Origin of the sequence: Gemmatimonas phototrophica (assembly GCF_000695095.2) — a bacterium.
GTDB classification, from domain to species: Bacteria; Gemmatimonadota; Gemmatimonadetes; order Gemmatimonadales; family Gemmatimonadaceae; genus Gemmatimonas; species Gemmatimonas phototrophica.
On sequence record NZ_CP011454.1, the window covers coordinates 330,892 to 345,270 of the forward strand.

The 14,379-nt window shown below is 65.5% G+C and carries 10 protein-coding genes; 5 read left to right on the top strand and 5 right to left on the bottom strand.

Annotation, left to right across the window (positions count from 1 at the left end; genetic code table 11):
* Positions 1-8: 8 nt before the first annotated feature.
* Positions 9-3,131 (bottom strand): GAF domain-containing sensor histidine kinase, encoded by a 3,123-nt coding sequence (locus GEMMAAP_RS01470; protein ID WP_026849142.1) that lies wholly within the window; start codon positions 3,129-3,131, stop codon positions 9-11.
* 144 nt (positions 3,132-3,275) lie between these two features.
* The gene (locus GEMMAAP_RS01475; RefSeq protein ID WP_075071377.1) at positions 3,276-4,046 is read right to left on the bottom strand and encodes a zinc-ribbon domain-containing protein; all 771 of its coding nucleotides are present in this window, start codon (positions 4,044-4,046) and stop codon (positions 3,276-3,278) included.
* 27 nt (positions 4,047-4,073) lie between these two features.
* Here GEMMAAP_RS01475 and glnA point away from each other — a divergent pair, with 27 nt between their 5' ends.
* From glnA to GEMMAAP_RS01490, 3 genes are all read left to right on the top strand, one after another.
* The gene (glnA, locus tag GEMMAAP_RS01480) at positions 4,074-5,441 is read left to right on the top strand and encodes a type I glutamate--ammonia ligase (protein ID WP_053333922.1); all 1,368 of its coding nucleotides are present in this window, start codon (positions 4,074-4,076) and stop codon (positions 5,439-5,441) included.
* Between the two features lie 288 nt (positions 5,442-5,729).
* On the top strand, positions 5,730-6,389 hold the full coding sequence (locus GEMMAAP_RS01485) for a superoxide dismutase (protein WP_053334028.1): 660 nt from the start codon (positions 5,730-5,732) through the stop codon (positions 6,387-6,389).
* A gap of 59 nt (positions 6,390-6,448) precedes the next feature.
* On the top strand, positions 6,449-7,732 hold the full coding sequence (locus GEMMAAP_RS01490) for a glycosyltransferase (RefSeq protein ID WP_043580129.1): 1,284 nt from the start codon (positions 6,449-6,451) through the stop codon (positions 7,730-7,732).
* A gap of 4 nt (positions 7,733-7,736) precedes the next feature.
* Here the strand turns inward: GEMMAAP_RS01490 and GEMMAAP_RS01495 are convergent, their stop codons facing one another.
* Complete coding sequence (locus tag GEMMAAP_RS01495) at positions 7,737-8,720, bottom strand: Ig-like domain-containing protein (protein ID WP_026849146.1); 984 nt, start codon at positions 8,718-8,720, stop codon at positions 7,737-7,739.
* 160 nt (positions 8,721-8,880) lie between these two features.
* Between GEMMAAP_RS01495 and GEMMAAP_RS01500 the strand changes: the two genes are divergently transcribed.
* Entirely contained in the window at positions 8,881-9,819 is a 939-nt protein-coding gene (locus GEMMAAP_RS01500) for a phospholipase C/P1 nuclease family protein (protein WP_145978938.1), read from the top strand.
* Here GEMMAAP_RS01500 and GEMMAAP_RS01505 read toward each other — a convergent pair.
* Together GEMMAAP_RS01505 and GEMMAAP_RS01510 are read right to left on the bottom strand one after the other, a co-directional pair.
* Positions 9,797-11,314, bottom strand: coding sequence for an ATP-binding protein (locus tag GEMMAAP_RS01505; RefSeq protein WP_075071378.1), 1,518 nt, complete (start codon positions 11,312-11,314; stop codon positions 9,797-9,799). The genes GEMMAAP_RS01500 and GEMMAAP_RS01505 overlap by 23 nt on opposite strands.
* Positions 11,307-13,559: an ATP-binding protein gene (locus GEMMAAP_RS01510; RefSeq protein WP_053333924.1), complete on the bottom strand. Its 2,253-nt coding sequence runs from the start codon at positions 13,557-13,559 to the stop codon at positions 11,307-11,309. Before GEMMAAP_RS01510 ends, GEMMAAP_RS01505 begins: the two co-directional genes overlap by 8 nt.
* A gap of 185 nt (positions 13,560-13,744) precedes the next feature.
* Between GEMMAAP_RS01510 and GEMMAAP_RS01515 the strand changes: the two genes are divergently transcribed.
* Positions 13,745-14,368: a hypothetical protein gene (locus GEMMAAP_RS01515; protein ID WP_026849148.1), complete on the top strand. Its 624-nt coding sequence runs from the start codon at positions 13,745-13,747 to the stop codon at positions 14,366-14,368.
* The last annotated feature ends 11 nt before the right edge of the window (positions 14,369-14,379 follow it).

The window sequence follows — 14,379 nt, forward strand, 5'->3', positions numbered from 1 at the left end:
GGAGAGTATCATACAGCGAGGGCCGGAAGCACGATGGTGACTGTTGTCCCGACGTCGGGTTCGGAGTCCACGGTAATGGTGCCCCCGTGGGCGTTGATGATACCGTACGCCACGCTCAGCCCCAGCCCGGTGCCGATGCCCGCGGGCTTGGTGCTGAAGAACGGTTCGAAAATGCGACGGATGATCTCCGCCGGCATGCCCTTCCCCGTATCCGTGGCGTAAATGCTGACCTGATCGCCGTCGCGGGCGGTGCGCAGTGTGAGGGTACGTTCACTGCGCTCGTGCATGGCGTGTTCGGCGTTGCTGATGATATTGAGCAGCACCTGCTGCAGCTTCTGCGAATCGCCGCTCACCAGCGGATGCTGGGGGTCGAGTTCGAGCTTGAGCGACACCTTGGCGTTGCGCAGCGGATAGGAACGAAGCCGGATGGTTTGTTCGATCACGCTGTTCACATCCACCGGTCCGCTCCCCCGCTCCGTCTTACGCGCAAACAGCAGCAGATCGTTGATGACGCCCTTGGCCCGGTCGCTCTCCTGCTTGATGAGCTGCACCGACTCGCGCTGTTCGTCGCCCAGCTCCTCTTCCAGCAGGATCTGCGCGAACGCGGAAATGCCGGTGAGCGGGTTGTTGATTTCGTGGGCGACCCCCGCCACCAGTTCGCCGAGCGCGACCATCTTCTCCGTGGTCCGCAACTGTTCTTCCAGCCGGCGGTCCTGGCTCACGTTCCGCACGCTCACGACCTGCCCCAGCACGTCGCCATCGTGTCCGGTGAGCGGGCTCACCGTGACCACGGCGGGAAACTCCGTGCCATCCAGCCGCCGGTGCACATCGTTGGAGAGCCGAACGCCCGACGCCACCACGCCGCTGCGCATGTCAACACTTTCGCGGGCATCTTCGCCCACCACCAGATCCTCGAAGCGCATCTCCATGAGCTCCGACTGCGACCAGCCGTACTCCCGCGCGGCGGCCGGATTGGCATAGCGCACGCCCAGCCGGTCGAGAATGAAAATGGGGTGGTTGATGGTGGTGAGCGCGGTGGCCAGCAGATGTTCGCGCTCGCGGGAGAGTCGTTCTTCTTCGTCCAGCAGCAGGGCATCAATGGCCAGCGCCAGCGACGACGACAGTCGCTCCAGGGTGATGCGGTCGCGGCGCAGCAGCGGCGCGGCCTTGGGAGCGGACACCAGCAACACCCCCAACACACGATCGCGCGCCAGCAGTGGCACCAGATAGCCCCATTCATCGGGGACCAGCGTCTGCACGTCTCCCGAGGTGGCCTGACGCAGCGACGCAAACTCCATGGGCTTGCCGTCGCGTGCCACCTGCCCCAGGGGATCCGCCGCCAACGGTCGCACCCCCCGCAGGGTGTCCAGGGTGCCACTGCCGGAGATGTACTCCACCAAGCCGTCGCGCCCTCGCGCCACGCCAATGGCTTTCCCGATGGACGGGACGTTGCGGTCGAGGACGGCCAGCAGCTCCGCTGCCCCGTCCTCCAGATTCACCGCCTCCAGTGTGACCCGCGCCAGTTCGGCGGCGCCCTCAGCCCGCTGCCGCTGCAGATCCTGCAGCGAGAACAGCCGGGCCGTTTCCACCGCCGTGCCGGCGTGGCGGGCAATGATTGTGATGAGATCGAGATCCTGCGCATCAAACGGATGATCTGCCGCAGACATCAGCCGGATCACGCCGGCGCTGCGGTGCCCAAAGCGCACGGCGGCACACAGTTCCGTCGTCCCTCGTGGCGCATCCGGCCCCGCGTACAGATGCGAGGCGAGGCGTGAAATGCCGGTGTCGGCGGTCAGTCGCGCGAGCGTGAGGTCGGCGATGGGCGCGATGTCACTGCTGACCATGGTGCCGTTCTCGAGGCGCACCACGCGTCGCAGCTCCGTTCCGGACATGGTGAACACATCGCAGCTGCGACTGGGGAGCACCAGGTCCACCGCTTCGGCAATCCCGTTGGGGAGACTGTCTTCGCTGGCCAGCTGGGTGAGCTGTTGCTGGGCCCGGGCTAGCACCCTGAGCCGATGCGCACGCCGCTCCACCTCGTCCACGTACATGGTGTTGCGAAAGGCGAGGGCAAACTGCGCAGTGATGTCTGCCAGCAGCTGCTTTTCCCCTTCATCAAAAACGTGCGCGCCGGAGAAGCGGACCGACAACAGCCCCTGTGCGCGCTCCTCAATGAGGAGTGGCAGCAGCGCCGCCGAGTGCACGCCGGACTCCTGCAGGGAGACGTGCAGGAGGGTGTTTTCCTCGGCGTTGGAGAATTCCGACACGAAGACCGGCTCGCCCGAGCTGACGATATCGCCGAGGGCCGTGTGCCAGAAGTTCGCGGCGATCTGCTCGGCGTTCGCGTTGGTCACCCCCCACTGGGTTTCGAAGCGCGCCGTACGAAGGCGGGGATTGGCTTCGTACACGGCATAGCCAACGGCATGCAGTTCGTTGACGAGGACAGCGGCGAGACTGGCGTACAGAGCATCACGGTTGGGGGCGTTGGCGAAGGCCCGGGCCGACGCGGCCAACACGGCATTGGCATTGGCGGCGCGAGCCGCGTCCTCGGCGCGGGAGCGGGCCTCATCGGTGGCTTGGTGCGCCCGCTGCAACAGCTGTTCGGTGCGCAGCACGACGGCCCCCTGCGCGGCGAGATACTCGAGCAGCGCCAGGAGGTGCTCATCCACCGCCCCACTGGCCGGGTTCACTGCCGTGAGCATGGCAATCACCGCCCCATCGCGCACAATGGGCGCCACGGCCAGCTGCCGCATCCCCACCAGGCGCTGCACCTCGGGGTTGAGTCGCGGGTTGCCCTCCGCGTCGTTCATGTACTCGGCGCGGCGATGCCGGATGACGTCGCGGAAGATGGACGCGCCCTGTTTGAGGGCCAGGCGACGCCCGGCCAGCGCGGAGAGCGTTCCGCTGGGGGCGACGACGACGTAGTGCTCGTCGTCCACCATTTCTACGACCGCCGCCCCCTCGGCCTCAAAGAGCGTCCGCCCGGTGTCCGCGAGGCGACCGAAAAGTTCGTCTTTGGTCAGCGCGTGGCTGGCCAGGTCGCGCGCAAAGCGCGTGAGGACTGGCAGCAGGTCAGCCGGAGCGGCAGCCGCGGCGACGCTGGTGGTGACCTGCGGAGTGGTCACGGTCACGGATGCCTAACCCCTCAGGACAAAGGGCCAGCGGCTTCGCGAGGCCTATGCACGGCGGACACCGAGGGTACCGTGTCCACCCAAATAATACCGTTTTTCCGGGCGACCGGAGGGGCACTCCGAGGAATACCCCTCCGCGGTCGGCTACTTTTGCGCGTCGGCGACGGCGCGATCGATCTCGGCGCGGTGGACCTGGTAGTCCTCAAGCTGGGTGGCGAGTTGCGCCGCCAGCACCTTGAGCAGGCGCTGATCGAAACCCTTGGCGGTGGCGTTGTCCTGGGTCATGCGGGCCGCGCGAGCGGCCAGCAGCAGGCCGAGCAGGTTTTCGGGCTGCCCCTGCAGAATGGTGTCGGCCTGGGCCTTGGCGACGGCCGGGTTGTTGGTCACTTCGGCAATCCGGCCGAAGTGATAGCGCTCGTCGGCGGTGGGGCTTTCGAGCATTTCGTGCGACGCCAGCGCCATAGGGGCGAAGAAGGCCACCGAGTCCACCTTTCCGAACTCCGCGTATTCCATAATACGGGTGTAGAGGCGGTTGGCGCGCTCGCTGGGGGAAAGGTTGGCAATGTTGGGAGCGCCGGCGCCGCCCGCTCCACCGGCGAAGGGGGCGCCCGCGGGGGCCCCCTGCCCGTCGATGGCCTGGGTGGGGAGCGAGTTGGCTGAGCCGTCCACGGCCGATCCCTTGGCGGCGCCGAAGTTCTTGCCGGCGACCATGGCGATCAGGGCCAGCAGGGCGACAAAGGCCACGCCCCAGGGGAGCACGGCGGCGACGCCACCCGGCTGCGCGGCCTTCTGCGCGACGGGGAGGCCCTGGCCGAGGGGGGTGCCACAGCGGTGGCAGAAGCGGGCGCCTGCGGACAGGGCGGCCCCACAGGCGGCGCAGAACCCAGCGCCAGCGGAAGGATTTGGAGGAGTCATGAGCGGTGAAAGGTACTACTATACGGCATGGCCACGCCAAGCCGTTCCCTTGTCCCGACCAATCTGTCCGGCGCGACCGCAGCGGACATTCTCGAATTGGCCGAAGCGCAGCAGGTGCGCTTTCTGCGGCTGCAATTCACCGACATCCTCGGCGTCATCAAGAACGTCGAGATTCCCACCTCGCAGTTCAGGAAGGCCCTGCAGGGAGACATCATGTTCGATGGCTCCAGCATTGCCGGGTTCGTCCGCGTGGAAGAGTCGGATATGCTGCTCGCCCCCGATCTGAGCACCTTTCAGATCTTTCCGTGGGGGGATCCGTCGGCCCGGGTGGGACGCCTGATTTGCGACATCAACATGCCCGACGGGACGCCGTTCAGCGGAGACCCGCGCGGCGTGCTCAAGCGCCAGCTGGTGCGGGCCGCTGAGCTGGGGTACGTGATGAACGCCGGCATGGAAGCGGAATTCTTTCTCTTCAAGCCCACCGAAGATGGCCGGCCGGCCACGCACACCCATGATGTGGGCGGCTACTTCGATCTGGCGCCCATGGATCTGGGTGAAGATGCGCGCCGCGCCATTGTGGATGCGTTGGAGCAGATGGGCTTCGAGGTGGAAGCGTCACACCACGAAGTGGCGCACGGCCAGCACGAAATTGATTTCCGGTATGCGGACGCGCTCCGAACGGCCGACAACATTGCCACCTTTCGCTTTGTCGTAAAGCAGGTGGCTCGGCAGTTCGGGCTGATTGCGTCGTTCATGCCCAAGCCGGTGTTCGGGCAGAACGGCAGTGGGATGCACACGCACCAGAGTCTGTTCCGCAATAATCAGAACGCGTTCTGGGATCCGTCGCGCGAGTGGGCGCTGAGTGTGACGGCGCTGCACTACATTGGCGGGCTGCTCAAGCACGCGCGCGCGATGACGGCGGTGACGAATCCGCTGGTGAACAGCTACAAGCGCCTGGTGCCGGGATTCGAGGCGCCGGTGAATGTGGCGTGGAGTATGCGGAACCGTTCCCCCATGATTCGCGTGCCGGAGCGCCGTGGATCGGGGACCCGGTTGGAGCTGCGCACACCGGACCCGGCCGCCAATCCGTATCTCGCGCTGACCGTCATGCTGGCCGCGGGGCTTGATGGGTTGGCCACCGAAGCCGACTGGCGCGAGCCAGTGAACACGAATATCTGGGAGATGTCGTATCGCGAGCGTCGGCGATTACGGGTGGATGACCTGCCGCAGTCGCTGAACGAAGCGTGCGACGACCTGGAGAAGAACGAAGTGATCTGCGAAGCGTTGGGCGAGCATATCACGCAGCAGTATCTGGCGGCGAAGCGTGCCGAGTGGAACGAGTACAACCAGCGGGTGACTGAGTGGGAGCTGGATCGGTACCTGGCGAGATACTAGAGATCCAGCGCGTTGCACCAGATCGAGAGAACTGAGTACTGACAACTCGAGCTGAGCACTGAGAATTTGTACTGACAACTCTGGTGGCCTGCGGGAGTTTTCAGTTGTCAGTGGGAGTTTTCAGTTTTCAGTTCGAGTTGTCAGTTGTCAGTTACTTACACTTTGAGCCACCGGATACGGCGGAGCACACAGATGGATCGTCGGGGATTTCTGCAGCAGGGCGCGGGCGCGGTGGCGGGCGCGGCGTTGTCGGGGCTCGTGCCGCTGTCGGCGGCGAGTGGATTGGTGATGCCCAGCGCGACCTTGCTGGCGCCCGACGCGGTGCTGAGCCAGAAGTACCCGTTTACGCTCCCGGCGCTGGGCTACGCCAACAATGCGGTGGAGCCGGCGGTGGATGCGCAGACCATGGGCATCCACCACGATCGGCATCACGCGGCGTATGTAACCAATCTCAACAAGGCGCTCGAGTCGCAGCCAACGTTGCACGGCTATTCGCTGGGTGAGTTGCTGATGGGGTTGCGGCGGTGGCCGGCGGCGGTGCAGTCGGTCATTCGCAACAACGGCGGTGGTCACGCCAATCATGCCCTGTTCTGGAACCTGCTGGCGCCGGCCGCTGCGGCCACGGCCGCGGCGCCCAACGGCAAGCTGGGTGACATGATTGTGCGCGACTTCGGCTCACACGAGGCGGTAAACGCCGCACTCAAGACGGCGGCCGTGGGGCAGTTTGGCAGCGGCTGGTCGTGGCTGGTGAAAACTGCCACCAACCGGCTGGTGGTGCGCGGGTTGCCCAACCAGGATTCGCCACTGCTGGAAGGCGAACTGCCCATTGTGGGCATCGATGTGTGGGAACACGCCTACTACCTCAAGTATCAGAACCGTCGCGCCGATTACGTGGATGCGGTGCTCAAGCGCATCAACTGGGACGTCGCGGGCGCGCAGGTGCAGTAAGGCCCGTCGCCAGGAGGCGCGCGCGGAACGATTGTGGGGCCCATGTCAGTTGAGGCTGCATGGCACGCATCGTGATAACCACGTGGGGCACCTTTGGTGATGTGAATCCGTACCTGGCGTTTGGTACCGGATTGCGCGCGCGTGGGCACGTCCCGGTGTTGTGCATGCCGCCGTTCTACGAACCGGTAGTGCGGGCGGCGGGGTTGGAGTTCCGCCCAGCGGCGCCCGACGCCGATCCGGCGCTGGACGCGGAGATGGTGCGCCGCTGCATGCATCCGCGGAATGGTGCGCAAGCGATCTTCCGCGAGGTGCTTATCCCCTCGCTGGGCGAATCGCACGCGCGGTTGCAGGAGGCGGTGCAGGGGGCCGATTTGCTCATCAGTCATCCGGCGACGCTGACCGCGCCCATTGTGGCCGAGCAAACGGGGATCCGCTGGCTGAGCACCATTCTGTCGCCGCTCAACTTCATGTCGGCGCACGACCCCATTCTGCCGCCGATGGCCACGTGGCTTCGCCATCTGCCGTATTCCGTGCATGTGCGCTTTGCCGATTGGCTGGCGGATGGTGGCCGCCAGGTGGCGGCGCGTTGGATGGAACCGGTACAGGCGTATCGCGCGTCGGTGGGGCTGCCGCGTTCGGCGAACCCGTTGTTTGAAGGACAGCACGCGCCCTCAGGTGTCTTGGCGCTGTACTCGCGGGTGTTTGGCGGTCCGTACGCGGACTATCCGGCCAATACCGTGATCACCGGTCAGCTGCGCTACGATGCCTCGCACGGGGCCACGCTGGAGCCGGCGCTGCAGACGTTTCTGGAGGCCGGTGCGCCACCGGTGGTGTTTACGCTGGGGACGTCGGCGGTGGAGGTGGCCGGTCGCTTCTGGGAGGAGAGTCTGGCGGCGCTGCAGCGGCTGGGGCGGCGGGGGGTGCTCTTGGCGGGCCGCGCCGCGGCACCCCGGTTGCGCGCGTCGGCGCCGCCGTCGGTGCTGGTGGTGGAGCAGGCTCCGCATTCGCTGCTCTTTCCGCGCGCGGCAGCCATTGTGCATCAATGCGGCATGGGCACCGTGGGAACAGCGCTCGCCTCCGGTGTTCCCCAGCTGGCGGTGCCCTTTGCCAATGATCAGCCGGACAACGCGTGGCGCCTCACGCGCCTGGGCGTGGCGCGCACCGTGTACCCGTCGCGATATACGGGACGTCGCGCGGCAGAAGCGCTTCGCGAGCTGCTGTCGGACGCATCGTACGCCGCCCGCGCCCATGACGTGGCCAACGTGGTGCGGGCGGAAGATGGCGTGGCGGCAGCCTGCGATGTGGCGGAGCGCCTGCTGCCGCGCGCGGCGGCGGTGGCCTGAGGGTTTACTGTGGCAGGCGCGCCGAGAGGTTCCAGATGGTGTTGGTACCACCCAGACGGAATGTGAGCTGGAGATCCTGCCCGACCGTCGTCATGGTGTGAGAGAGTCCTCCCACCATGGTGGAGATGAGCTGGGCCGACCCATTGAGCCAGTTGTAGTACACCAGTCCATCATCGCGGACGATCCGACGACGCATCACACGTTCGATCACGTTGCCCTGCAGCGTGTATCGCTCGATGTCGGCCACGGCAAGACGCACCTCATACCGGTCGCCAACGACGACGTCTCCTGATTCCAGCCGTTCAATGAGCGTGTAGGTGGAGCCATCGTCCCGGGTGATCTCCTCTTCGTAGACCACCACCGGGAGCGTGATGTTGTTGATCCGCAGCACGGGGTAGCGCGTCCCGGCGGCAACGACCTGCACCGGTACAGAGCGCGACAGCGTTCCATAGCGCACCGTGATGCTGGCGGCGCCGGGGCTAATGGCCCGCACGTTGCCCGCGGCATCCACCTGCGCCACGCCAGTGTTGGAGGAGTGCCACGTGAGCGTCCGTCCCGTAAGCAGACGATTGTCGAGGCCACGCAGTGTGGCGGTGACGTTCGCGTGCTGATGCACCTGCAAGTCCAGTCGCCCGGTGCCGACGTCGATGGCCGTGGCCGGGTGCAATACCACGGAGAGCGTGCGGCGCTGCTGCACAGCGCGTGCGCCACTGCCGGTAATGGCCACGATGTCTGTGGTGCCTTCACGCAGGGCGGTCAGCACGCGGCCTCCGGTGATGCTGGCGACGGTTGGATCAGTCACCGTGAAGAGCACGTCAATGCTGGGCATGGGCCGCTGCTGCTGGTCCTTCACCACGGCGCTGAGTTCCACCACATCGCCGTCGCGCACGAGGCCGAGGTCCTGGATCTCAATCGATGTGGCGACGGGTGTGACTGGTGCGGGCGCCACGCTGTCGCCGGAGCAGGCTGCCACACCAATGGTCAGCATTGCGAAGCACGTACGGCGTACGCGGGACTGTCTGCGCGCGCGTGCTGCACTGTTGCAAATCGTTTGCATTGTCTTCTCTCCTGTTTTCCCGAAACTCGCGATACGTTGAGGGTCTCTCGCGATACCTTGCCTACGTTGTTTTCGTCACCGGGTTTCTCCCATGTCTCGAGTTCGTTGCGGCGGTTTGGTGCGGTGCATGCCCTTGGGCGCCGCCCTCCTGCTGTTGAGCGTCCTTTCCGTGCTGTTCGTCCCGCGACCCCTGAATGCGTGGGGCGACTACGGACACCGACTGGTGGGATTGGTGGCTGCTACCACGCTGCCGGCGGACATGCCGTCGTTCTTTACCGCGGCGGCACCGCAATTGGCCTATCTCAACCCGGAGCCGGATCGCTGGAAAGATCGGGCCGAACGGCAACTGGAGCCGGCCCTGGAAGGTGGGACGTCGCCCGACCATTTCATTGACAGTGATATGGTGACACCGCTCCAGCTGGCCGGTGCACTGGCGGCGCGGGATCGCTGGGCCTTTGCCGATTCCATTCGCGCGGCGGGGGTGTCGCCGCAGGTTATGGGGTTTCTCCCGTTCACCATGTTGGAGTACACCTCCCGGTTGCGCGGGGACTTCCGCTTGTGGCGCATTGCCCCGGACAGCACGGTGCGTGCGTGGATTGAACAGCGCATCATCGAAGATGCCGGCATTCTCGGGCACTTCGTGGCTGATGGCAGCAACCCGCACCATACCACGAAGCACTACAACGGCTGGGCGGGTGAGAACCCCAAGGGGTATACCACCGACAACCGGTTTCACGGACGCTTTGAATCGCAGTATGTGCAAGCGCATGTGCGCGAGCCCGATGTGCGCGCCGCGCTGACCGCCGCACCGCAGGTTTTCCCGCGCACCCGTGACGCGGTGCTCGCCTACCTCGATCGCACGCACCAGCTGGTGGATTCGCTCTATGCGCTGGAGCAGGCCGCGACCTTCCGTCCCGAAACCACGACAGCTGCCCAGAAAGCCTTTGCCACGGCGCGGCTGGCCGCCGGGGCGGCCATGTTGCGCGACTTGTGGTACACCGCGTGGATTACGAGTGCGCGCCCTGACTGAGCGCCATGGAAACGGCACGTAGCAGGTCCGGTGGCCCGAACGGTTTACTGAGCAGCGTGGTGTGGGCCAGGATCTCGGGTCGGACCATTTCGTCCGGGGCGTAGCCCGTCATCATCAGCACTCTGGTGCCGGGGCACTGCTCCAAAACGTTGGCCGCCAATTCGAACCCATTCATGCCTGGCATGACCACATCGGTGAGGACCAGGTCAAACTGGCCGCCGTCCTTCAGCGCCACGGCCAGCGCTTCATCGCCGCTTTCGCACGAGACCACGTGGTAGCCCGCATTCAGCAGAATGCGCACAATGAGCACGTTGAGCGTGGGTTCGTCTTCGGCCACCAGAATGCTGGCTTCCTTGCTACTGCTCTGAGCGCTCCGGACAAACACCGGTGCCTGTCCGGCGGGGGCGCAACGCGGCAGCAGGATCGAAAAGGTGGAACCACTGCCGGGCGTACTGGCCACCTCGACCCGTCCGCCGGCTTGCTCGGTAATGCTGTAGACTGTCGCGAGCCCGAGTCCGGTGCCGGTGCCGGGCTGTCTGGTGGTGAAGAACGGCTCGAAGATGTGCGGCAGGATGTCCTTGGGAATGCCCATCCCGGTATCAATGACATCGAGCCGCAGATACGCGCCGTTGGCGCTCGCGTCTGCACTGGCCATGAGGGCGCGTACGGCCTGGGCGCGAATGGTGCACCGCCCGCCATCGGGCATGGCGTCCCGCGCGTTGGCCACGAGATTCACAACCAGCTGGTCGAACTGTCGCGGGTCCAGCATGGTGTGCATGGGGACCGCATCGCACTCCACACGCACCTCCATATTGGCCGGCATGAGTCGCCGGAGCATGGGGCTCAGCGCGGCCAAGGCGTCGGCCACCGACAGCACCCGAGGTTGGAGCTGCTCCTTACGGGTGTAGGTAAGCAGCTGCCGCGTAAGTTCGGCGGCGCGCTCACTGGCCTGACGGGCGGCAATCAACTGGTGGCGGTCTGTTCCGCCCATGCCGCCGCCATCCAGTACCACATCCAGACTGCCGAGGATGATGGTAATGAGATTGTTGAAGTCATGGGCAATGCCGCTGGCCAGCCGGCCGACCGCTTCGAGCTTGAGCGCGTGCCGGAGCTGCACGTCGAGCGCCCGCGAGGCCGATACATCGGTGGTCACGCCGACCACGCCAACGAGTGTGCCGGTATCGTCAAAGAGTGGCGAATTCACCACGAACGCGGTGAAGGCGCTCCCGTCCTTGCGGCGCAGCGGAAACTCACCGGCCCAGCTCTCGCCCCGTGACAGTTGGGCCAGAATCTTTTCGGCCTCTTCGCGTGACGTGTTGCTGGTCGTGACATCCACCACCGGTTTACCGAGCGCTTCGTCGCGGGTCCAGCCGAACATGCGGCTGGCGTGCGCGTTCCAGAAGGTAATGCGTCCTTCGAGATCAGTGGCGATGACGGACTGCTGGACGGCATCAACCAATCGAGACTCGAGCGTACGCTCGAGAGCATTAGACATCGTGCGTGTGCGAAGAATTGACAGGGAGTGCTCTGCAGGCGGCGTCAATGGCGTGCAGCAGGCATTGCGCAGTGAACGGCTTCTCCACCACGCTGGTATACGGAGACTCTGTCAGCGAGGTGGGCCACCCTTCGCTGGTAAAACCCGACATCAGCACGACCGGGAGCTCCGGGTTCTGCTCGCGTAACCCGAGTGCGACCGCGTCGCCCCGGAGCTCCGGCATGTCGTAGTCGGTAAGGAGCACCTGCAACGACGTTCCCAGTTCGAGGCCGCGCGTCAGCGCCTCGCTGCCCGTGCTGGCAACGTCAACGATGAACCCCGCCGTGCTGAGCACCCGTTGCACGAGCAGTCGGACTTCGGGTTGATCTTCGGCGACGAGCACACGCGCGCCGCTGGACTGACAGGTGGCCGGTGCTGCGGCGATGGATTCGTCAAGCACGTCGGGCGGCGCTTCCGGGAGCCAGATGGTGACACAGGTGCCACGCCCCACCACACTCTCCACATGCACATGACCACCGTGATGTTGCACCGTGCCGTACACCATGGAGAGCCCCAGTCCGGTGCCTTCGCCCACTGGCTTGGTGGTGTAGAACGGTTCGAAGACGCGCCGCAGAACATCCGGGGGCATCCCGCTGCCGGTGTCGGTGACTCGAAGACGGATCCACTGTCCCACCGGGACAGGGGCGTCGGGCGGGTTGGTCTCTCCGACATCGTAATCGTCGAGCGCAATGGTCAACGTGCCACCATTGGGCATCGCGTCCCGCGCGTTGACGGCGAGATTCATGAGCGCCTGTTCAAAGCGGCCCGCATCCACCCGTACGAACCTGTGGCTGTGCGTCCGGACGTCGAGCGTCACGGTTGCCGGTACCACCCGTCCCAGCAGTTGCACCGCCTCCTGCACCAGCACGTCCAGTCGTTGCGGGGCGGAGCTGAGCGGCGTGCGGCGCGAAAAATCGAGCAGTTGCCGTGTGAGGGTGCTGGAGCGACTCGCGGATGATTTGATGCTGAGCAGGTCGTGGTACGCGGGATGGTCGGGAGAGAGCGCATCCAGTGCAAGGTCGGCGCTTCCCACGATGGCGGTGAGCATGTTGTTGAAATCATGCGCCACACCACCGGCGAGTCGCCCCAGTGATTCGAGGCGTTCCGCGTGGCGCATGCGTTCCTGCCGCCGCTCAAGCTGGGCAGCCATCGTGTCCACCGACGTGGCGATCTGGCCAATCTCTCCGGAGCGCTCGTCGAGTCCCGTTCGTGCGCTCAGATCGCCGGTGCCAAGCTTGCGGGTCGCGGCAAGAATGACGTCCACGTCGCGCAGCACGAGCAGTTGCGCGCCCACCCAGGCCAGCAGCAGCGCCACGAATGCCGTGCCGATCACCAGGGCAACCCGGGCACGGGCGCGCGCATTGGGCGCCGCGTAGGCCACGCTGGGCGGCATGGCAACGCCCAGACGCACAAAGGTGCCGGGGGCCGACTGCAGTTGCCGATGGGCGATGAGGCGCGTCACGCCATCGAGGGTGCGGCGAATGGTGAGCCCCTCGGCAGCCATGCCCTTGCGGCGGTCTTCTTCGAAGCGCGCATTCAGGCCGGGGCGCACCTGACCGATGTTCGGTGATTCCGGCAGGTGGGCAATGAGCAGCCCGGTGGAATCGGAAATCGTGACCAGCGTGCCCTGTGGCAACTCCACGTTGCGGGCCACGCGGTCCAGCCAGTCCAGACGGATGCCTACCGACAGCACCCCTGAGGCGCGTCCGCTGGCGTTGCGCAGGGGCAGGTTGAGCGGGAGCAGCGCCGGGTGCCTGGCACTGCCGGGGAGATACGGGCCGAGCGAAATACTGTCGCTGGCCATGACCGTCGTGAAGAGCGGGTTCTCACCAACGAACTGGCCGATACTGGCCGACGACTCGCCACCGCAATCCACGATGCCCTGCGCATTGATGCGCGTGGGAGTCGCCATATTCGGGGCGTAGCGTGATAGGCGCGCGAGCGCGCGCTCACATTGCACCTGTGTGCCCGAGGCAATTTCCGGGATCTCGGCCCAGCTGGCGATAATTCGTCGGCCGGCGGTAATGGCCGCGTCGTTGTCGGCACTGGCTTCGGCGAGCAACCCTCGCAGCCGTGCGCCCACGGCGTCGAGGGCTTCCGTGCGGTCCCGTTGAATCGTCCACACCGTAAAGACGGCCGCCGGGATATACGCGGCGACCACCAGCAGCAGCAAACGGGTGCGAAGACTGGACAGCGACAGGCGCACGACGTGTGAGAACGGACTGCGGGACTTCGAGACTCCACGAGGACGGCTTCGTCTGGCGTGGAGGGACAACATGTTGTGGTAACCTGCCAAGTCCGACGCTGAAGCGCCATGTTTTGTCACACAAATCCGTGCGAAATCATGCCGGATGTCTCATGCAAGGTGATACGTCGCGTTACGTTGCAGGGATGACCTCCTGGCTCTCTCGGTTGTTGGGTGCCGACACGCCGGATACCGGCACGCGCGATACCGGTACGCGGCGCATGGTGCGTGGCATTCCGGTGGAGTTGCGCAATTCACGGGCGGATATAGCTGATACTGAGGTACTGGTCCGTCTGGACGAGGCGCTGGCGTTGATTGCGCAATACCAGCCCATTCGCTTCCGGCACTTGCAGCGCGATGTTCGAGCCATTCGCGTGGAACGATTCCCCACCCGCGGGGCCTTTCTGCCGGCGGAGCGTGTGGTGCTCACCGAACTTACCTTTCTGGCCCGGCGGGATATTTCCGCGGCCCCGGTAGCGTCGAGCATTCTGCACGAGGGCGTGCATGCGCGTGTGCACGGGTTCCGGGCGCGTGTCATGGGCGGTTTCCCGGCGGGAGCCGACATGGCTCGGGAGGAGCGGTTATGCCGACGGGCCGAATTGACCTTTGGTCGTGTGCTCCCTGTCGATCTGGGGGTGCCGGTCATTGTACGGGCAGAGCAGTCGCTCGGATTGAGCGATCAGGAGGTGGCCCCCGTGGTGGATTGGGGGTTGGCGCGCGAGCGGCAGGACGCGGCTGACCGGGATGGCACGAGCGGTTCGCGGTCGTAGGTGATCCGGGA